The organism is Thalassospira sp., from assembly GCF_048059015.1.
Taxonomy (GTDB): domain Bacteria; phylum Pseudomonadota; class Alphaproteobacteria; order Rhodospirillales; family Thalassospiraceae; genus Thalassospira.
Genome location: NZ_JBLLNT010000003.1, coordinates 255,001 through 276,135, shown reverse-complemented (window position 1 = coordinate 276,135; position 21,135 = coordinate 255,001). Strand labels below are relative to the sequence as shown.

Sequence of the window (21,135 nt, the reverse complement as noted above, 5' to 3'; positions counted from 1 at the left end):
GAAGGAAGACCGGTTAGTCCATGTTGGCAACTTTTATCGGGAAAAACGACCGGTAGGGACGGCCATCTTCGACGCAGCGGGCAAAAGATGGGCGCGCCATCAACCGATCCCGATAGGCGTGCAGGTTTTTGAACTTCGCATCGATCGGGTGGCTCCAATGCGCATAAAACAGATGCGGCCCTGCAGCACAATCGGCGAGCGTGAAGTCGTCACCAATCGCCCATGTTCGATCCTTCATCTTGTCATCCAGCCAGGCATAGGATGTTTCAAGCATCACCTTTGCCTTGGCGACGCCATAGGGATCATGTTCGCCTTCAGAGCGCATCGCATCAATCACCAGCTTCATCTGCGGTGTGGCGATATAATTGTCAAAAAATCGATCCATGAACCGAACGTCAATCGCCTGTTCTGAATTTTGCGGGATCAGGCGAAAGTCGCGGTGATAGTGTTCATCGACATGCTCAACAATGATGCTGCTTTCAATCACGGTTCTGCCCTGATCAACAATCACCGGCATCTTCTTGATCGGCCACAGATTGCCGAGTTCCTGCATGATTTCTTCGTTCTGAAAATCGATCTCGCGAAATGTGAAATCCAGTCCGTGCTCATAAAACGCAATTAACGCTTTCTGACAAAAGGACGAGAAGTGATGACCGTAGAATGTGATGGGCATGGTGGCCTCCCGTTATGATGAAAACTGATTGCATTATGCAATCAGTTGCCTTTTAACAAAACCGATCCTATTTTGCAACCAGTGTTAAAAAGGATGCTTTGGGAATGGATCAGCACCGTTCGGGATGCCCGATTAATCTGACATTGGAAGTTCTTGGTGATCGCTGGAGCCTGATCGTCATTCGCGACGTAATGTTTGGCAATCGCCGCCATTTCCGGGAACTGCTTGGTCAGTCCGAAGAAGGCATCGCATCCAACATCCTTTCGGCCCGTTTGAAACGACTGGTCGCAGAAGGATTGTTGTTCAAATCCCCCGATCCAAGCCACGCGCAAAAATCGATCTATAGCCTAAGCGAACCAGCAATCGAGCTTGTCCCGCTTTTGGTGCAAATGGGGGCATGGGGAAGGCGGCATACGCCAGTGTCCAAGGAACTGTCGATCCGTGCCCAATTGTTGGAGGACGGCGGACCAGCCATGTGGCAGCGTTTCATGGATGAGCTGCGCCATATCCATCTTGGTGCGCCCAAACCGGCCAAATCAGTCCTGGAAGAACTTCAAGAAGCCTATCTGCGCGTGGTGGCCGAAGAAGCCGCTTTGTCCTGAACGCAGATAAAAGAAAAGGGTGCCAAGGCACCCTGATCTGAAGTCGTCAAAATCGGTGTTCGTCTGTGCTTAATGCACGGTCGGTGCGTTGGGGGCTTTGGGCAGATAGAACGTGAATTTGTCCTGATCTTTAAGCTCCTCATTCGCGGCCCGTTTGACCAGTTCGGCCGCCATCACAAGTGACGTTTCAATCGTCCATTTAAGCTGCTCGACCGCACCTTCATTCCCGGCATTCAATGCCTCTGGCAGGATGCGTTCCTGCAGGAATTTGGCGACACCGGCAAAGGCGCGCGCGGCACTTTCGCAATTGTTGCGTTCCACCATAAAGCGCCCGGATTGCTCAATCGCATCGGAAATACCGGCCAGATGGCCCATCATGATGCGAATTTCGCGGTCTTCGGTTTCGGTTTTCTTTGCGACAAAGCGCAGAATTCCAGCGTAAAAGCCATAGTCAGACGGCATATCAACCACGCTTTCCTTGATCTTTAAGACTCAAATGAATTTGCGTCGTTTTAGACAATAACGCCGCCGTGGTATAGTCCCCGAACCGGAATTTGCTTAACCGCCTGAAATGGCGGCTATAAAAAAGGCTGCGCACGGATGCTTCAGGGCGGACTGATCTTTATTGTTGCCATGACCTATATCGGTCTTTTGTTTGCCATTGCCCATTATGGCGACAAATATGCCGATAAATGGCGCGCGTCCAAGCTCAAGCCCACCATCTATGCGCTGTCCATGGCGGTCTATTGCACTAGCTGGACCTTCTTTGGGTCGGTGGGGACGGCGGCAACGCGCGGCTGGGCGTTCTTGCCGATCTACATCGGGCCGATCATTGTCATGATCATTGGTTTTGGCATCATGACCAAAATCGCACGCGTCTGCCATCAGCAAAACATTACCTCGATTGCCGATTTTCTGGGATCGCGCTATGGCAAAAGCCAAAGTCTGGCGGCCCTTGTTGCCCTGATCGCGGTTGTTGGTGTTCTTGCCTATATCTCGCTTCAGCTCAAAGCCGTGTCGCTATCATTTGATGTGCTGATTGGCGAGTTGGGCGAACAGGTTGTCCGCCATTCCGCAGGCCATTTTTCCAAGGATACCGCGTTTTATGTCACCATCCTGATGGCGGTTTTTGCCATCCTGTTTGGCGTGCGTTATATCCACGCGTCCGAGCATCATGATGGCCTGATCCTTGCCGTGGCGTTCGAAAGCATTGTCAAGCTGATCGCGCTTTTGATGGTTGGCTTCTTTGTCGTCTACGGCATGTTTGACGGCTTTGCCGATATCAATAAACGCGCGCTATCCGATCCCATGGTGCGCGAGCTGTTTATCCCCGATAACTGGCTGACATCGCATTTCTTTGTCGCGACATTGCTTGCCGCCTTGGCGATCTTTTGTCTGCCGCGTCAGTTCCACGTTACCTTTGTTGAAAATGACGACGGCCGCAATCTGGCCAGTGCCCGCTGGCTGTTTCCGGCTTATCTGATTGCGATCAACATCTTTGTCGTGCCGATTGCCATTGCCGGATTGTTCAGTTTTGGCGGCGACCCGCAGGTCAACCCCGATACGTTTGTTCTGACCTTGCCATTACTCGCCGGGCAGGATTGGCTGGCGGTTGTGGCCTTTATCGGCGGGCTTTCGGCCAGTACCGGCATGGTGATTGTATCGTGCGTCGCGGTTTCGACCATGGTCTGTAACGATCTGGTCATGCCGATGTTGTTGCGTTCAGAAAAAATCCAAAGCCGCATGTCAGGCGATGTCAGTCAGGTTTTGCTGAAAATCCGCCGTGCCGCTGTGGTCGCCATTCTGTTTCTGGCTTATGGCTTTTATCGTTATCTGTCGGAAAGATACGCGCTTGCCGATATCGGCATGTTGTCCTTTGCCGCGATGGCGCAGTTTGGCCCGGCGGTACTGGCCGCCATTTACCTTAAGAACATCAACCGGACTGGCGTTCGGCTTGGCCTGACATCGGGCTTTGTGCTTTGGGCCTATACGCTTTTGCTGCCGACCTTCGTGCAGGGCGGGCTTCTTCCGGCATCGATCCTGACCGAGGGGCCGTTTGGCATTGCCATCCTCAACCCGCAGGCGTTGCTGGGTGTCGGCATTGAAGATCACTTGACCCACGGGGTTGTCTGGTCGCTTGGTGTGAACTTCGTTTTGATGTTTGTCGGATCGGCAGTGGGTGTGCAGGGTGTCACCCAGCGTCGTCAGGCACAGGTATTTGTTGATGTCTGGCGCAAAAATACCAAGACGCGCAATGATACCTGGCCGGGCCGTGTCACTCTTGGCGATCTTGAAGATCTGGCTGCGCGCTTCCTGGGCAAACATTGGGCGCAGCGCGCGTTTCGCAATTACCTGCAATCGCGCGATGGGGAACCCAAACGATCTGATATGGCCGATGTTGATGCGGCGAATTTTACCGAACATCTTCTGTCCGGTGCGGTTGGGGCGGCATCCTCACGCATGGTTATGGCGTTGTTGTTGCCCGATAAGGCCGTCTCGCGCCGTGATGCGATGGAGCTTCTGGATGAAGCCTCCGAGGCCATCAAATTCAACCGTGACCTTTTGCTCAACACGCTTGAAAACATTTCCCAAGGTGTCGCGGTGTTTGACCAGAACCTGCGTCTGGCGACATGGAACCATCGCTTTATCGATTTGCTCGGCATCGCCACAAGCGACATTCAGGTGACCTTGCCACTATCCGAACTCGTTCAGATATGCCGGGTCAACGGCACGCGATCGGTTGATATCGATATCTTGCTGGGTCGGAATGCCGCCCCCCAGATGCGTCGTTTGCCACACACGTACGAGCGTAAACGTTCTGACGGCATGGTGCTTGAAATCCGCACCAACCCGATGCCCGATGGCGGCTTTGTTGCCACCATTGCCGACATCACCGCGCGTGTCCGGACCGAAGAAGCCTTGCGCGAAAGCGAACGCAACATTCGCATCTATACCGACAATATCCCGGTCATGATCGCCTATGCCGACAAGAACCAGCGCTTGCGCTTTACCAACCGCCCGTATGAGCGGATGTTTGGCCTGCGTCGGGTTGAGGCACATGGCATGGCCGTCCGCGAAGCGGTGGGCGAGGAGCGCTTTGTCCATCTCGCCCCGATGATTGATCTGGTGCTTAAGGGCTATCGTCAGAGTTTCGAGATCGAATTCCCGGCGATTGAGCGTAACCGCAATGATGAACGCGGCATTCAGGGCGTGCGCGAAGGCCGCTATGCCGAGGGTACCTATATCCCGCACTTTGACGAAACCGGCGAAGTGCTGGGCTATTTCTGCATCTATCACGACATCACCGAGCGCAAAACCGCCGAGCAGGCCCTGAAAGAAGCCAATGAAGGCCTTGAAGCGCGCGTGACCGAACGTACCCACGCACTCGAAGTTCTAAACTCCGAACTATCAGATGCCAAGGAACAGGCCGAAACAGCCAACGACACCAAAACCCGCTTCTTTGCCGCTGCCAGCCACGATCTGCTTCAACCACTTAACGCCGCGCGCCTGTTCACGGTGGCCTTGGGCGGCAAACAGGGCTTGGCCGAAGACGTGCTTGATCTGGTGGGCAAGGTTGATTTGTCGCTTAAAGGGGTTGAGGAATTGCTCAACGAGCTTTTGGATATCTGCAAGCTCGATGCAGGTGCGATGCAACCGACCATTCGCGACTTTGCCATCAATGATGTGCTGGGCGCGCTTGAAACCGAATTTGGACCGATTGCCGAAAATGCGGGGCTTAGCTTCAAGGTCCATAAACGCGATCTTTGGGTACGCAGCGACAGTCGTTTGCTCCGTCGTATCCTGCAAAACTTCATTTCCAACGCCATGCGCTATACCCGCACCGGCGGGGCGGTGGTCGGTTGCCGTGTGCGCGGCGATAAGCTCAAACTCGAAGTCTGGGATAGCGGGCCTGGCATCCCCGAAGACAAACTGAAAATCATCTTCCGTGAATTCCATCGCCTCGAAGGCCCGGAAACCACCGATGTAAAGGGCCTTGGCCTTGGCCTTGCCATCGTAGACCGTCTGGGGAAATCACTTGGTCACAGCGTATCGGTACGTTCCCGGCCGGGGCGCGGCACCGTCTTCTCGGTCGAAGTGCCGCTGGGCATTGCCAATACAGCCGCCGCACCGAAACCCAAACGCCGCATGGCGGGCGAATTGGGCGGGCTGCGTGTGCTCTGTATCGATAACGAACCGACGATCCTTGATGGCATGCGCGCCATGCTGGAAAACTGGGATTGCGTTGTGGCAACCGCACAATCGGGAACGGCCGCCGAAGACCTTCTGACCAACACGCAAGCCAGGCGGGGTACATTCTCCCCCGACATCATCCTTGCCGATTTCCACCTTGATTCCGGCCAGACCGGCCTTGATGTCCTGATCAAGCTCCGCGATGTTCACGCCGTTAACGTGCCGGGCGTCATCATCACCGCCGACCGCTCAACCGAGACCGCCGATCTGATCCGAGAACAGGGTTTCTCGTTGCTTAACAAACCCCTCCGCCCGGCCAAGCTGCGTGCACTGATGACACGTGCGCTTAATCGGTTGGGGAGTGATGCGGCGGAGTGAACAATATTAGGAGGAGCGTTCTTTGGCGTTTTCGGAAGTGATCAAAGTTCAAGAGTTCGACTGTGCGGACAGTGTTTTGCTCGAGTTTGTGAAAAGCAGTGATACAGAACGCTTATTTCGTGGACAAGGAGATAGTACCTGGGGATTGGCTCCATCTGTTTGCCGAGATCGGCATACAAGTTTCTTTTTAGAATCAGTTGTCGATGAGAGGTTTCCAGATGGGCCTAAGGTATTCAATGAGATAGTAAATCTTAGCAACTTTTTGAACGCTTGTGACAGATCAGGTCTGAGAGTTTCCGGTGATTCTCACATGCTCAGGCATGCACTCGAAAACTTAGTTATTCCAAATTCAGAATCACGGCATGTTGATCCAATTAAGTACTCAGGTAGGTGGCCTGGCAACGACCGAAGCATTTTGCAGTTTATGGCGCAAGCTCAACACCACGGAGTTAGTACGCGCTTATTAGACTGGTCTAAGTCACCAGTTGTGGCGATTTACTTTGCAATTGAACAGTTGATTCGCCAGTTCGATCAAGAAGCAAGTGCGGGTGATCTATGCGTGAGTAAGGTTCGGGAGTTGATAACGGATCAGAAACTGGCAGTGTTCTCTTTAGACATTAAATCCGTGAACGCTTATCGAGAGCAGTTTACAGTCGTTAATGTCCCTGGATTTACAAGTGTGAACTTGGCCGCTCAGCAAGGGGTTTTCACTGTTATGCAGGGACATGAAACTTCTGAACTGGATATGCTCCAGAACAAACATCTCCTTCATTTGTTCACAAAGTATACCTTCCCAATTCGCTTGGTTCCCGAACTGTATGAAAAGTGTAGTTTACTGGGGGTAAATGCGGCAACTATGTATCCGGGGTACGATGGCGCAGCCAAGATGTGTCGTCAGGAAGTGCTCATTGCTGATTTAAGGCAGAAACTGCTCAATCTGAACGAGACTTAACCAAGCACTTTCGCGAACCGACTGCATCAAAACATCTGCTAGAATATTCCAAGCCTTATTCGGTTTCCTGATCTGCGGAGAAATAGTTTGGTTTTGTGATTGAGTAATTCTGATGCGCGGGAACTACTGCCAAGCAGCTTGCCAAGTTCAGCGCGTTCCAAGTCGTTCTGTTCCATATAAAACAGCGCGGCCTAGACGCCATCCGGGGCCGTTATCGGGAATTGTTGCGCTTCATATTGGTCAATCAGGATGCCAAGCACTTCAAGCTGATCGGCTTCAGGCGTACCGGGCATGGCATGCCAGAGCTTTCCAAGCTGCTCCATCACTGCGTCATAGTCAGATTTAGTCTTGATGGCATATCCTGTTTGCATGGAAAAGTTTCCTTCAATAAGGAACAGAGTACCATGCAGTCGTGGTCGGGGCTCAATGTTGTTCTAGCGACTGGCGAACACAAGTTTCGCGCCCATCAGAACAAACGCCCCGGCAAAGTTCTTGCCAATCAGGCTCATAACCTTTGGCCGTTCGATGATGTGGCTGCGAAGCGCTCCGGCAAAGCAGCCATAAACTACAAACACCGCAAAGGTCATCGCCATGAAGATGAGGCCAAGCAGGGTCATATCGAGCGTCGTGTCGGGGGTGTTAGCGCTAACAAATTGCGGCAGGAAGGCGAGGAAGAAGACCGATAGTTTAGGGTTGAGCAGGTTGAGCAGGATGCCGTCGCGGATGATTTTGGCGATGCCGGTTTTGGTCTCATTCGCGGTGACTTTCATTGCACCTGTCCCAAACCACATGCCCCAGGCCATATAAAGCAACCAGGCCACACCCAAGTATCGCACGATTTCAAAGGCGACCGCGCTGGCATGGAGCAGGGCGGCGAGGCCAAGGATGCTGGCGGCCATATGCGGGACGATGCCAAGTGTGCAGCCAAAGGCGGCCCAGATGCTGGCTTTCATGCCGCGCCCCAGTCCAAGGGCAAGGGTATAGATCACGCCCGTGCCGGGCAGGGCGACGATGATGAGGGACGTTATCAGATAATCGAGGCTGATCATGTTGGCTCCGTTCGTTTGACTGCGGTGCGGTCAATCTACGGACGGCGTGCGTGGCATTCTTGAACGGAATTGCATGATCTGGTTATCCGCCTGAATCCGTCATTCCGGGCGGAGCGGAGCGCAGACCCGGAATCCATGGGCAATCGCGGCGAAGATGGATTCCCGCCTTCGCGGGAATGACGTTTGGTTCGCGGTCGTTTCTGGGGTCTTGAACTAGTTCGCCCGAACCGCACGGGCATAGCGGCCCGGTGTTATGCCGAAGGCACGGACGAAATGACGGTTGAGGTGGCTTTGATCGGCAAAGCCCGCAGCATTGGCGATATCGGCAAGGCTGTCGCCTGATTTGATCATCGCGCGCGCCAAATCAATGCGGCGCTGAACAAGGTAAGCATGCGGGGTCAGGCCCGTGGCACGGGTGAAATCGCGCAGTGTTTGAAACTTGCTAAGCCCCGCTGTGTCGGCCAAACCTTCAAGGCTGTGGCTGTCTGTCGGGCTGTCATCAAGCAGTGACTTGGCCCGTTTGATCCGCGCATGGGCGACGGCGGTGCGGGTGTTGGATTTGGTCGCTGGTTCGCCCGGCATGATCATGGCGTGATGGAGCATCATCAGCAGCATTTCTTCACGCCGGAGCTGTGCCGTTTCCATCGTGCCATCCGTGATGGCCTCAAACAGTGCGGCAAAACACTGCCGTACTTGCGGGCTATCCATCACCGGGCGGGTGAATTCAAAGCTGGTGCTGGCGTGATCGGAAAGATCAGACGCAGCTTTGGCAATCAGGTCCGGGTCGAAATAAAGCATGTTCCAACCACGCGGGCCGTCGCCAATCGGATGCCCATCATGCACTTCACGCGGATTGACGGTGATGATGTTCCCCGCACCGGCTTCGACCACGCCGCGCCCGGAGGCGGATTTTTGCGCACCCGAGTACATATAGCCGATGCCAAACGCCTCATGCGTGTGTTTGGCAAAGGAATGCCGGGTTTCGGCCATCACAGCCTCAACGCCCAGACAATCATGGGATATGATTTCGACCTTGTTCATGGCCCAAAGGTGGCAGCGATCAGGTCATTTGGCAATGGCAATGGCGGTTCATCACGAACTGCCGGAATTTACCCGTGCTGGCAGGGCGCGGTTTGATCCGTTGCCATTGCCGGGATTGTGCGGGCCCAACAATTCGCGAAGTCCCCCCAACCCGTCAACATGATTGGCAATCACGCGCGTCACGATCAAAAGCGGGACAGCCACCAGAATACCGACCACACCCCACATCCACCCCCAAAAGGCGACGGCAAGAACAATGGCGATGGAATTGATGCGCAGCCGATTGCCCACAAGTGCCGGGGTGATGATTTGGCCCTCCAGCGCTGTGCAGGCGAAATAAAGTGCCGGGGCCAATAGTGCCTCACCCGTGGTTTGCATGGAAACAAGGCCCACGATGGCGACAATCGCAATCCCGGTCAGAGCACCCAGTACAGGCACATAATTCAGTACGGCGGCAACAATGCCCCACAGGACCGGATTGGGCAGGCCAATGATCGCCATCAGGCTTCCGACCACAATGCCAAGACAGATATTGATCAGCGATATGGTGCCAAGATAGCGCGATACTTCGCGTTCCACGTCATGAGCAATCCGAAGCCCCTTGCGCCGGTCGCCAAATGTCGGCAAGGCACGGACAAGCTTTTCATAAACCAGATCGCCTGCCGAAAGCACAAACAGTAGTAAAACAAGCATCATGGCGATCCCGGCCAGGATATCTGGCGCGCCCTGTGCCGCCTGACTGATCAGGTTGGGTTCGGTCACGACAACCTTTTGCACATCCTGATCGCCATTGTTCTGATCGGTGGCCTCGGCCACCTGTTGCTGGGCGGCGCGGAGTTTATCCAGTGGCTCGCTCAGGTCCGCCAAACGCAGGCGCAAGCGTTCCTCGATCCGGGGCGCATCATCCATCCAGCCCGATACAGGGCCGCTCAGCCCATAGATCCCGGCAATGACAGATGCGCTAAGTGTCAAGACAATCGCAAGTGCGCTTAACACACGCGGAATGCGGACATTGGCCAAGATCCGCACAAGCGGGGAGAAGACGAGTGACAACAGAAACGCCAGAACGACCGGAAGCAACAGGCTTTGCGCGATGTAAAGGCAGCCCAGCAACAAAACGGCAAATGTCCCGATCACGGAAATCGTCCGCGCACGACGATAAACCAGCGCACGCGCGTTGGCGGCAATATCGGCTTGCGGTTTCGTCGAATGGCTCGACGGGTTCAATTGTGTTGCGGGTTCCGTCGTAACGGGATCGCTCATGCAGGTTCTCCGGCGTGGTCTGCCGGGCAGGGTGCATGCGGCAGGGTGTGGGGTGATAACGCGCCGGAGGGTTGGCTTGTTCCAGAACTCGCGAATGGCAATGGCGCATCACCGGTTTGATGATGCGCCATTGCTGTCAGGTGGTCAGACGCGGATTAGCCGTAGAAGGGCGATGCCATATCAATGCTGGCTTCTTCGGTCGCGTTTGCATCAAACACGCGGGTATAGAACGCTGCGTTCAATGCCTTGGTCTCGGTCGGGAAGTAATCAAGCGCAAAGCGTTTGGCGTTCTCAATCGTGTCAAAGGCATAGAAACCACCAACGGTTCCGGTGTGAAGGCCGCTTAGCCAGGTTTTGGACAAAAGACCCGGTTGCTGTTTCAGGATCGGGTTGAATTCGCGCCACGGGCCATTGTCAAACGGCAGAACGTGAAGCTGTACTTCGGTGTAAACAAACGCACCCGGTTTCTGCGAAAGCTTTGCGCCGTAATGGGTGGAATTCATATCAAGGCTGGCTTCACGCGTTGCAACCGCATCAAAAACGCGGGTGGTTTGGGCAACGCCAAAGCTTTTGGCTTCTGCCGGGAAATAGTCGGTGACGAATTTCTGGGCGTTTTCAATGCTATCAAACCCATAGATGCCACCAGCCGACAGATTGCCAACACCAGATAGCCAGGTCTTGTTGATAAAGCCCGGCTGGGCCTTGATCGCATCATTGATCCGTTTCCAGGGCACCTGATCAAACGGGGCCGAGATTTGCAGTTCGGTATAGATAAAGGCGTTCTGTGACATGGATTTGGTTCCTGTTTGGGCGGCAAGGGAATTGCGCATGAGGGATGGTGCAAGAAGGGTGGTGCCGGCAACGGCAAGGCCGGTGGCAGCCGTTTTTAAAAAGCTTCTGCGATCTGGAAAATCGCGGGCCGATGCCGGTGGGTTGGTCCGCAAATCAGCGGGGGTTTTGGTTTCATCTGTCATGATGTTTGATCCGTGGAATTAAAAATATAACGATCGTTATTTAAATGAGTGATCGACAATCGATCTGCTGTCAATTAAAAATATAACGGTCGATATATTTTTGAGGATGACATGGTCAAAAACCAGACGCGCAAGGAAGAAACCCGTCGCAACATTCTTGATGCTGCAAGCCGCGGTTTTCGGGAGTTTGGCTTTGCCGGGGTCGGGGTGGATGGCATTGCGAAATCGGCCAATGCCACATCCGGTGCGTTCTATGCCCATTTCGGATCAAAGGACGGCGCATTTCGTGCCGCCCTTGATCTTGGACTGGATGAAGTGATTGACGGCATCCCGCGATTCCAGCGTGATTTTGGCGATGGCTGGACCGAAGCGTTTATTGATTATTATCTTGGTCGGGCCCATCGCGATGATCTGGCCTGTGGCTGTGCCATGACCAGCCTGTCACCGGAAATGACGCGCGCCGATGAAGAAACCCGTGCCCTTTATGATCGTAAAATGCAAACAATTGCGACATTGGTGGCAAAGGGATTGCCGCAGTTTCCCGATGATCAACGCACGGCAAAGGCATGGTCGTTTTTGGGGATATTGATCGGCGGGCTTACGATTGCCCGTGCGCTTCATGATGATGCCGCGATTGAGGCGGTGGCAAACTCGATCAAATCAACAGCCGCAAGCATCCTGAACGCAGCAGGATAATACGGGATTCGTTGGGATGAGCAGGGGACTTTGAAGAGGGTAATCTCTTAGGCCTCGATTGCCGGTTCCTGAAGCTGCAATTCACGGGCGATGATCACGGCCTGTGTGCGGCTATGGACTGACAGTTTGCGCAAGATCGCGGAAACGTGGGCCTTAACGGTGGCCTCAGTCACATCAAGCTCATAAGCAATCTGCTTGTTGAGCTTGCCTTCGGTCAGCATGTTCAAAACTCGCAATTGCTGCGGGGTAAGCTGGCCGATCTTTTCGGCAAGGCCAGTGGCTTCGTCATCGGCCGGGCCGTTTTCCATGGCTTCGCGTGCCCAATCGGGCATCCACATGCCACCATCCAGAACGGTTTTAACCGCAAGGCCGATCTGATCAACTGGCGCTGATTTCGGAACAAAGGCCGATGCGCCATATTCGATGGAACGGCGCACAACCGGCAGTTCCTGACTGGCTGATACGATGGAAACCGGAATGTCGGGATAGGATGCACGGAGTGAAAACAGGCCGGTAAAGCCGTTCATGCCGGGCATATGAAGATCAAGAAGGACAAGGTCGATATCGCCCTTGCGGGATTCGATTTGATCGAAAGCCTCAAACAGGCTTCCGGCCTCAAACACTGTCACGTTATCCAGTTCTGTTGATAATGCCTGCTTTAGTGCGCCACGAACAAGTGGATGGTCATCAGCGATCAGAATTGGAATGTCTCGGACATTGGCGATTATCCCCTGGAAGTTATGTTCCCCGACAGGTCGCAATTATTCTATCCCGATCAAACGGACTCACAAAGTGTTAGGTGAGAAATGTTGGGATAATTTTGATTTTGAGGTGGATGCGACCGGAAACGCGCCCATCTGCCCGCAAAACAACTTAACTGATTTTGTTCTGGAAATTGGCAGAAGGAGTGAGGGAAACCAAAGATCACTCTCGCCCCACGAAATGTGAAACTTCGGCCCCCCTCGCGCCACCGTTTGGGATTATGCATACTAAAATACGTGCCGTAAACTCCGCATTTGAGGAAAAATGAAATTTATCCTATCAGTTAATCCAATGACCGAAATTCAGTTCTGAATAACGACACTGCGCTGCAATATTGGCGATTTTATACAATCCGTTCCAAAACCGCGCAGACCAAGGGAAAAAGGACACAGAAATGTCAGAACAGCCGCAGGTGATAAACCGCAAAGACTATAAAGAACCTGACTTTTTTGTAGAAAAGGTCGAACTGGTTTTTGATCTTGATCGGGACGTCACAAACGTCAAATCGCGGCTTTTCATGGCTGCGAATCCTGCACGCGGTACCGGCATCGGTGATGAAGTATTCCTCCATGGCGAGGATATGAAACTTCTGTCCGTGACGCTAAATGATGAACGCCTCGCATCAAGCGATTTTACCGTCGATGGCGACGGTCTTCGCTTCACCGCACCTGGCGAAAATTTCATTGCCGAATTTGAAACCCAGATTTCGCCAGCGAACAATACCCGGCTTGAAGGTCTGTATGTATCGCAAAGCGCCTTTTGCACCCAGTGCGAAGCCGAAGGGTTCCGTCGCATCACCTATTTCCCGGATCGCCCGGATGTCATGGCGACCTATAAGGTCACGATTAATGCCGATAAGGCGAGCTGCCCGGTTCTGCTATCGAACGGTAACCTGAATGATAGTGGTGATCTGGATGGCGGCCGGCATTTTGCCGTGTGGGAAGATCCGTTCCCGAAACCGTCCTATTTGTTCGCGCTTGTGGCGGGTGATCTGGCCTGCGTTGAAGACAGCTTTAAAACCATGTCGGGACGTGATGTGGCGCTGCGCATCTTTGTCGAACATGGCAATGAAGACCGTTGCGATTACGCGATGGACAGCCTGATCCGGTCGATGAAGTGGGATGAAGAGGTCTATGGTCTGGAATACGACCTTGATCTGTTTAACATCGTCGCTGTGTCGGACTTCAACATGGGAGCGATGGAAAACAAAAGCCTCAATGTCTTTAACGCCAAATATATCCTGGCCAAGCCCGATACCGCGACCGATACGGATTACGAACTGATCGAATCCATTGTGGCACACGAATATTTCCACAACTGGTCGGGCAACCGTGTGACCTGTCGCGATTGGTTCCAACTGTCACTCAAAGAAGGCCTGACTGTTTTCCGTGATCAGGAGTTTTCGGCGGACCAGCGATCCCGCCCGGTGCAGCGCATCAAGGATGTTGCCCAGCTGCGCGCACGTCAGTTCCCCGAAGATGGCGGGCCGCTGGCCCATCCGGTACGCCCGGACAGCTATATGGAAATCAACAATTTCTATACCGCCACCGTCTATGAAAAGGGTGCCGAGCTGATCCGTATGATGCATACGCTGCTCGGCCCGGATGGCTACCGCAAGGGCATTGATCTTTACTTCGATCGCCATGACGGACAGGCCGTAACCTGTGATGACTTTGCCAAGGCGATGGAAGACGCCAATGACGCCGATTTTACCCAGCTCAAACGGTGGTATTCGCAGGCAGGTACGCCGCAGCTGACCTGGAAGGGCGCCTATGATGCGGATGGCAAACAGTTCCGCCTGACCGTATCGCAGAAAACCGACCCGACCCCGGGCCAACCCGATAAACAGCCACTGCATATGCCAATCTCGGTCGGCCTTCTGGGTGCGGATGGCACTGATCTGGTGGCAAAGACCGTTGAACTTACATCAGAAACACAGGAATTTGTTTTTGATAACGTGGCAGAGGCGCCGGTGGTGTCGTTTAACCGTGGTTTCTCTGCCCCGGTTAATGTCATGACCGATCAGCCTGATGATGAACTTGTGTTCCTGATGGGCAATGATGTTGACGCCTTTAATCGTTGGGAAGCAGGTCAGAAATACGCAACCCGTTTGATGCTTTCGGCCATCACGGCATTTGAAGACAATAACGGTGATGCGGCGGCCGCCCTTGATGCGCAAGGCGCAAGCGTTGATGCCTTCATCAATGCCATGCGGGCAACCTTGACCAACGACGATCTTGATAAGGCATTCCGTGCTGATGCGCTGGTGCTGCCAGGCGAGGAATTCTTGTCGGAACAGCGCAAACCGGCCAACCCCGAAGCCATTCATCAGGTCCGAACCGAGCTTCGCAAACGCATTGGTCTTGGGCTGTTAGATGATTTTACCAACACCTATCACCAGAACGCATCAAATGCGGCCTTCACCCCGGATGCAACGTCGGCTGGGCAGCGCGCATTGCGTGCGGTGGCTTTGGGTTATCTGGTGGCAAGCGGGAAGGGCGAGTTTGCCGATCTGGCGGCTGAGCAATACCGCACGGCCGACAACATGACCGATCAGATGGCAGCACTTTCGGTACTCAACCATCTTGATCATGCCGGTCGTTCCGAAGCATTGGCCGATTTCGAGGAACGCTTTGCCAAGGATGGCGTGGTTCTTGATAAATGGTTTGCGCTTCAGGCCATGTCGTCACGCGATGATACGCTCGCACGCGTCAAGGATCTGATGAGCCATCCGGCATTTACCATGCGCAACCCGAACAAGGTCCGCTCGCTCGTCGGTGCCTTTGCCATGGGCAACCCGCGTCATTTCCATGCCAAGGATGGATCAGGTTATGAGTTCTATGCTGATCGCCTGATCGAGCTTGATGACATCAACCCGCAGGTGGCCGCACGCCTGTGCGCACCGCTTGGTAAATGGGCCAAATATGATGCGGACCGTGCGAAGAAGATGAAGGCGGCACTGGATCGTATTCTGGCCAAGCCGGAAATCTCGCGCGATCTTTATGAAATTGCATCGAAGTCGGCGGCAAGCTGATCTCGGCTTTCGCGGTGTGAGACGAAAAAGGGCGGCATCGTTATGATGCCGCCCTTTGTTTTGAGATCGCTGTTTGACCCGTGATCAGGTCAGTTTCATACGGTTGCTGAACTCGCGCATCTTGTCAGAAAGATTGCGGGCCACTTCCGAAAGCTGATGGCTGGCGGTGTTCAGATCATGGGCATTGCGGCCCGTGCCTTGCGCACCGTCATTCACGAACCGGATCATCTGGTCCATGGAGCCAGCACCTTCAGCAATACGCTGAACGTTTTCGGAAATCTCGCTGGTTGCGCGGCGCTGTTCATCCACCGAATGGGTGATGGTCGACTGGATATCGTTGACCTGATGAATAACGTCACCAACCATGCTGATCGATTGGGCCGCTTTTTGAACTTCCTGCTGAATTGCAGTTGTCAGATCACCGATCTGGCCGGTCGCATTCGCCGTCTGATCGGCAAGCGATTTGACCTCGTTTGCAACCACGGCAAAACCTTTGCCAAGCTCGCCTGCACGTTCGGCTTCAATCGTTGCGTTCAGCGACAGAAGCTTGGTGCGGTGGGCAATATCGTTGATCAGATCAATAATCGATCCGATTTCCGAACTTGCCTTTTCGAGCGAGCCGATATTGCGCTGGCTTTCCTCTGCCTGCTGCTGTGCCCGTCCGGTCACATCAGAAGCCTCGGTCGCCTGACGGTTAATCTCGGCAATGGAGGATGAAAGCTCTTCAACCGCGGTGGCAACGTTCTGGGTATTTGATGCCGCTTCACGCGACACACCAAGCGCATCACCAGATTGCTGTGCGGTGCTTTCGGACTGACTGGTCAGTTCGCTTGCAAGGCTCAGCAACCCTTCGGACTGTTCGGTGACCGACTGTGCCACACGGGCAACTTCGGCCATCATCTCAGCCACAGCGATTTTGCTTTCTTCACGCTGGGTCACTGCGTTCCAGGCAAGCATCGTACCCAAAAGGACATTGTCCTTGTCACGTACCGGTGCAGCCAGAACGTCAAGGTAATCACGTTCTGTGTCGATCACCTCGGTAAAGGGCAGGTTGTTCGGGTTGGAAAGCTTGGCCTGGAAATCCGGACCAAGTTTCAGGAAGTCACCCGAAACCGAACTTGCCGTGCCACCCACATATTCCTGCGCACTGGCATTAAGGTAAGTCAACTTGCCTTCTGGCGAGATCAGGGCAGTCATGGTCGGTGTGTTTTCAACCATGTTTTGCAAGATCATTGCCTGACGCACTGATTCGCGCAGTGCGACCAATGCCTTGCGCATGTCACCAATTTCATCGCTGCCCACACGTGGCAGGCTGACATTGATGTCACCTTCCGAGATCGAGGTCATTGCACGGGCAAATCCGCGCAGATTGCGGAAGACCGTGGTCCGCAACAGCACCCAACCGGCCACCCAGGCTGCCAGAAGCACGCCAACCAGGATTTCGATCGACAGGGTTCGCAGATCATCGGTCTGGGCATAGAAGTCGGTAATGTCGCGGTCAAACACGGCATTGGCCCACACGCCACCACGGCCGTCACTGATGGTCACATCAACGGCTGCGCGATGTGTTGTGCCTGTGGCTGCACTATCTTGTGCGATGCTGGCTTGTTCGCCCTGGGCATTTGTATCTGCCTCGGCCAGAATTTCGCCACCTTCGCTTGCGGCACCAGTTTCCAGACTTTCGAATACAACAGCACCCGAGTTGTCCAAAATCTGGAAGTTGCCGCCCAGCACCTTGCCGATCCCTTCAAGCTGGGGCAGGGGATCGGTGATGACCTCCAGGAAGCCAACAGCGCGGAACCCGCCAACCGGCAGAACCAAACTAAAGACCGGGCGGCCTTCTGGCGTGGTCCACATAAAGCTTGCTGGCTTACGTGCTTCACCCTTGTCGCGTCCAACCAGAAACGCTTTAACGTCCGGGTCGTCTGCGACACTTGATCCAAGATTGGCGTTGGATGTCGCAAGCTGATTGAATTCCTGATCATAGGAAATCGCATCAATCAACAGGACTTCACCCTGAACGACTGCACTCGTATTCGACAGAATATCAAGCTCTGCCTGCATACGGGTTTGGTCATTTTCCTGATAGCTTTTTACCAAACTGCTTAAACGTGACCATTCATTGCCAATCGGCGTGATTTTGTCGGCATAGTCGGTGGCCACGCGCGACCCGACAAAGAAGTTAACCGTACCGCTGACCGAGTTATTAAGCGTCTCGACAGCAAAGTTTCTATATGTGTCGCCAGTCCAAAGAAGCATCCATGTAACAGCTCCTGAAACCAGCAAACCAATTACGAGCAAGATTCGCCGTAACGTCAGAAGGCTGGTTACACCTCCCGACTTAGCCGTCTTCGCGGCTTTTTCTCCCGTCATATTCAACACTCCAGAGCAAACCGTATTTTTTCATTATCTTTTGTCTCGGCGCTGCGCTCCCGCACACCCCTACTTCTAAGAGTAGTTTTTCTGATCCAAACAGAGCTTAATTCGGAAAACAATCATTTAGTTGGTGTCTTCTGCGGAAATCTGCGAAATTTTCCCAAAATGATCGTGTTCCCGGTCTGTCCAGTTCGCTTTTAAATGGTGGATGGAATGTGGGTTTTGAAGTCACCGAATTGATCTTTCTGAAAAAAATATGCGAATGTGTGTGATAATCGTTTGCAATTAGAATTTCGATGCTCTATGACTGTGTTTGTCAAATGCAGACGGCAATGTCGTTTGTGACCGGTCATCAGGCTGACATGGCGTGCCTGATGACCACAATCTTCGGGACTCTCTCTCCCCGAAGGTCGATCTCTCTCACTCGAGGGGACTGGTATCCGGTTAATTGTGCGGGACAATGCCGGGGAACATACCAGTCCCCCTTTTTTTTGCCCGCGGGCTGCCATGCACTCGACCATGTCCAAGTCCATCCAGCCGCCAATAACCATCCTCATATGCTCCTTCGCTCGCCAACTGCGTCTGATTGAACGGCTTTAGCGTTTTATAAACGTGCTGGCGGTTACAAATTGTCAGTATCAATTGATGTCGTGAAGGATGGCCAAGTTCATGGTTGGCGAAGACCAAACCAACAAACCCGATCTGCGTGCAACGCCTGAAACCGATTCCGATGCGGAAGCCGGGCAAAAGGATGCACCACTTCCTGCCTTTATCTATGGGCGGGACGGGCATGGTGATGGCAACGGGCGAGGGGATCCTCGTTCGCGTGATCGGCAAAACTTTAATGCACGGATAGCTGATATGGATCGCAAAACCCTCCTTGGCCTGGTGACAGGCGCTGGCATGCTTGGCCTTGTGCTGTTCTTTGCCGGAATGCTGGTGGGCGCAGGCCTGTTTATGGATTCCGAAGACACGACCGTCAGCATGCCGACACAAAAAGCCCCGGTCGAGATGCTGGCCTCTGAACCGGACGCGCCGGTCGTCATGACCGAACCGGTTCCGGAGCCTGCAACGCCGGTTGAAGAACCAAAAATTTCCGCTGATAGTGATGATCCGGTCGGTGACCTGATTGCCCAGCGTACAGAAGCATTGTCTGGTCAGGGCGAAACAAGTTCAGAGACTGCAAGCTCGGACGCCGCAGCCATGACTGAGACGGCAGATGCATACACTTCTGACACATCTTCGATCTCTGCCCCGGAAATTCGCGACGTTGCAAAGGCCGCCGACGTGCCAGAAGCACCGGCCGCACCGGAAGTAAGTGACGCAGCAGAGGCGCCCTCCGAGCAAGCAGAGCCTGCAGCCGAAGCCGAAGAACCGGCTACTGCACCAACCGAAACCGCAGCAAAGCCTGCGCCGCCTGCAGAAGCCGAGGCTTCAACGACTGAAAGTGCCGACAAGCCGTTCTCGGTTCAGATTGGTGCCTTCAAGGTTCACGAAAATGCCAGCCAGCGCGCAGAAGAACTTCGCAAGAAGGGCCTTCAGGTTGCGGTGGTTGTCCGGGGTCCGGAAAATGACGCGGCTTGGTACTATGTCCGTATCGGTGCCTATGCATCACTTGCTGCTGCGCGTGATGACGCGGCCAAGATCAAAAAGGACCACGCGATTGACGGTTTCCCAGTTCGCGCCGAGCCCAATGATCGTGAAGTCAAATAGCACACATATATAATGTGTCGAACCAAACGGGGTGGTGCAGGGATGCACTACCCCGTTTTTCGTATCGGGTGCCGGGCTTTCACCGGGCTTTCCGGGCGATTGACGATTTCACCGCGAACGGGTTTGTTTTTGCCCTCTGTTTGCGGCATTCTACTTGCCATCATCGGGCAAAGGCTTTAGGCGGTAGGCCCAGAAGCAAATTTCAGGCGGTTGTTAAGACGTAATGACTGCCCCGCAAGACAGGATGGCCGGTAGAAACATGAGCACGCACAAGGATTTCCCCAACCTTCATATTCTTGATCACCCGCTGATCCAGCATAAACTGACCCATATGCGCAAGGTCGATACCTCGACCAAGACCTTCCGTCAGTTGCTCAAGGAAATCGCCCTTTTGATGGGCTATGAAATCACCCGCGAGCTCCCGGTCAGCTACGAAGAAATCCAGACGCCGATCTGCCCGATGAGTGCACCGGTCATTCAGGGCCGTAAGCTTGCCGTGGTGCCGATCCTGCGTGCCGGTTCTGGCATGGCCGATGGCCTGATTGATCTGATGCCGTCCGCACGTATCGGCCATATCGGCCTCTATCGTGATCCGGAAACCCACATGCCGGTCGAATATCTCGTCAAGCTCCCGGAAGTCGAAGGCCGTACCTTCATTCTGGTCGATCCGATGCTGGCAACTGGTAATTCGGCTGTTGCTGCGATCGATACGCTGAATAAATATGGCGTTGCTGACAAGGATATCCGTTTCATGGCGCTGGTGGCTGCACCTGAGGGCGTCAAAGTCTTCCAGGATGCGCACCCGGATGTTCCGATCTACACCGCAGGCCTTGATGAGAAGCTTAATGAAAAAGCTTACATCGTGCCGGGCCTTGGTGATGCGGGCGACCGTCTGTTTGGCACGCGCTAAGCAGCCCAAACATACGACGATCAAAGAAAAAAGGGTGCCAGATGGCACCCTTTATTTTTTGCTGATTTGTGAGACCCGGTGGATCAGCCTTTCGGCGATACCGTGATATCAACAACGGATCCAGCAAACGAACCGCCGGTAAGCTTGATGGTCGCGACGCGGTTTTCGCGGTCATAGACCAAAACCGAAATGTCCGCACGGACCACGGTTACCTTGCTCCAGCCAAAGTTTGGCATTTCGCGCTCATAGAAGTCATACATCTGCGCTTGCGAGCCGCCGGAATTCAAAACCAGTCTTCCGTGCCAGGCATCTGATGCGCCAAAGATGATGCTTTTATCCATGTCCAGCGATGAGTTCGATGGCATGGGAATATCTGTAAACTGGGTAAAGGCCGGTGCGGGCTGGTTGCTTTTACCATCGCCGCCGCCACCAGATCCCGTATTGGGAACCAGGTTGGTCCCGGAACATCCGGCCAGTGAAAGCCCTGCAATCGCAGCAGCACAAATAAGATATTGTCGCAG

The 21,135-nt window shown here is 53.9% G+C and carries 17 protein-coding genes (1 of these 17 only partly in view); 7 read left to right on the top strand and 10 right to left on the bottom strand.

Annotation, left to right across the window (positions count from 1 at the left end):
- Nucleotides 1–13: 13 nt before the first annotated feature.
- Nucleotides 14–673: a glutathione S-transferase family protein gene (locus ACMZ66_RS05130; protein WP_416935068.1), complete on the bottom strand. Its 660-nt coding sequence runs from the start codon at nt 671–673 to the stop codon at nt 14–16.
- A gap of 104 nt (nt 674–777) precedes the next feature.
- On the opposite strand from ACMZ66_RS05130, the gene ACMZ66_RS05125 reads away from it, so the two are divergent.
- Nucleotides 778–1,275, top strand: coding sequence for a winged helix-turn-helix transcriptional regulator (locus ACMZ66_RS05125; RefSeq protein ID WP_416935066.1), 498 nt, complete (start codon nt 778–780; stop codon nt 1,273–1,275).
- Between the two features lie 69 nt (nt 1,276–1,344).
- On the opposite strand, the gene ACMZ66_RS05120 is transcribed toward ACMZ66_RS05125, so the two are convergent.
- Entirely contained in the window at nt 1,345–1,737 is a 393-nt protein-coding gene (locus ACMZ66_RS05120) for a hypothetical protein (protein ID WP_416935628.1), read from the bottom strand.
- A gap of 138 nt (nt 1,738–1,875) precedes the next feature.
- Between ACMZ66_RS05120 and ACMZ66_RS05115 the strand changes: the two genes are divergently transcribed.
- Nucleotides 1,876–5,844, top strand: a complete 3,969-nt coding sequence (locus ACMZ66_RS05115) for a NahK/ErcS family hybrid sensor histidine kinase/response regulator (RefSeq protein WP_416935064.1) — start codon at nt 1,876–1,878, stop codon at nt 5,842–5,844.
- A gap of 22 nt (nt 5,845–5,866) precedes the next feature.
- Nucleotides 5,867–6,796: an FRG domain-containing protein gene (locus ACMZ66_RS05110; RefSeq protein ID WP_416935062.1), complete on the top strand. Its 930-nt coding sequence runs from the start codon at nt 5,867–5,869 to the stop codon at nt 6,794–6,796.
- 191 nt (nt 6,797–6,987) lie between these two features.
- Here the strand turns inward: ACMZ66_RS05110 and ACMZ66_RS05105 are convergent, their stop codons facing one another.
- The 5 genes from ACMZ66_RS05105 to ACMZ66_RS05085 all read right to left on the bottom strand — a co-directional run bounded on the left by ACMZ66_RS05105 (nt 6,988) and on the right by ACMZ66_RS05085 (nt 11,123).
- Nucleotides 6,988–7,167 (bottom strand): hypothetical protein, encoded by a 180-nt coding sequence (locus ACMZ66_RS05105; protein ID WP_416935060.1) that lies wholly within the window; start codon nt 7,165–7,167, stop codon nt 6,988–6,990.
- 63 nt (nt 7,168–7,230) lie between these two features.
- On the bottom strand, nt 7,231–7,845 hold the full coding sequence (locus ACMZ66_RS05100; RefSeq protein ID WP_416935058.1) for a LysE family translocator: 615 nt from the start codon (nt 7,843–7,845) through the stop codon (nt 7,231–7,233).
- A 213-nt stretch (nt 7,846–8,058) separates the two neighbouring features.
- A complete protein-coding gene (locus tag ACMZ66_RS05095; RefSeq protein WP_416935056.1) occupies nt 8,059–8,886 on the bottom strand; it encodes an AraC family ligand binding domain-containing protein in 828 nt (275 codons plus the stop codon).
- A 51-nt stretch (nt 8,887–8,937) separates the two neighbouring features.
- A complete protein-coding gene (locus tag ACMZ66_RS05090; protein WP_416935054.1) occupies nt 8,938–10,149 on the bottom strand; it encodes an AI-2E family transporter in 1,212 nt (403 codons plus the stop codon).
- 155 nt (nt 10,150–10,304) lie between these two features.
- Entirely contained in the window at nt 10,305–11,123 is an 819-nt protein-coding gene (locus tag ACMZ66_RS05085; RefSeq protein WP_416935052.1) for a YdhR family protein, read from the bottom strand.
- A 111-nt stretch (nt 11,124–11,234) separates the two neighbouring features.
- Here ACMZ66_RS05085 and ACMZ66_RS05080 point away from each other — a divergent pair, with 111 nt between their 5' ends.
- Nucleotides 11,235–11,819 carry a TetR/AcrR family transcriptional regulator gene (locus ACMZ66_RS05080; RefSeq protein WP_416935050.1) on the top strand — a complete coding sequence of 195 codons (585 nt, stop codon included), beginning with the start codon at nt 11,235–11,237 and terminating at the stop codon, nt 11,817–11,819.
- Between the two features lie 47 nt (nt 11,820–11,866).
- Here the strand turns inward: ACMZ66_RS05080 and ACMZ66_RS05075 are convergent, their stop codons facing one another.
- A complete protein-coding gene (locus ACMZ66_RS05075) occupies nt 11,867–12,580 on the bottom strand; it encodes a response regulator (protein WP_416935048.1) in 714 nt (237 codons plus the stop codon).
- Nucleotides 12,581–12,975: 395 nt separating this feature from the next.
- On the opposite strand from ACMZ66_RS05075, the gene pepN reads away from it, so the two are divergent.
- A complete protein-coding gene (gene pepN, locus ACMZ66_RS05070) occupies nt 12,976–15,615 on the top strand; it encodes an aminopeptidase N (RefSeq protein ID WP_416935046.1) in 2,640 nt (879 codons plus the stop codon).
- An 84-nt stretch (nt 15,616–15,699) separates the two neighbouring features.
- Here the strand turns inward: pepN and ACMZ66_RS05065 are convergent, their stop codons facing one another.
- Entirely contained in the window at nt 15,700–17,874 is a 2,175-nt protein-coding gene (locus ACMZ66_RS05065) for a methyl-accepting chemotaxis protein (protein WP_416935045.1), read from the bottom strand.
- A gap of 786 nt (nt 17,875–18,660) precedes the next feature.
- Between ACMZ66_RS05065 and ACMZ66_RS05060 the strand changes: the two genes are divergently transcribed.
- Both ACMZ66_RS05060 and upp read left to right on the top strand, forming a co-directional pair.
- Nucleotides 18,661–19,704, top strand: a complete 1,044-nt coding sequence (locus ACMZ66_RS05060; protein ID WP_416935043.1) for an SPOR domain-containing protein — start codon at nt 18,661–18,663, stop codon at nt 19,702–19,704.
- A gap of 259 nt (nt 19,705–19,963) precedes the next feature.
- A complete protein-coding gene (gene upp / locus ACMZ66_RS05055) occupies nt 19,964–20,614 on the top strand; it encodes a uracil phosphoribosyltransferase (protein ID WP_416935041.1) in 651 nt (216 codons plus the stop codon).
- Between the two features lie 83 nt (nt 20,615–20,697).
- On the opposite strand, the gene ACMZ66_RS05050 is transcribed toward upp, so the two are convergent.
- Nucleotides 20,698–21,135, bottom strand: partial view of a hypothetical protein gene (locus ACMZ66_RS05050; RefSeq protein ID WP_416935039.1) — the 3' portion only. The gene runs 9 nt beyond the window's last position; the window shows 438 of its 447 coding nt (coding positions 10–447); its start codon lies beyond the right edge, outside the window; its stop codon occupies nt 20,698–20,700.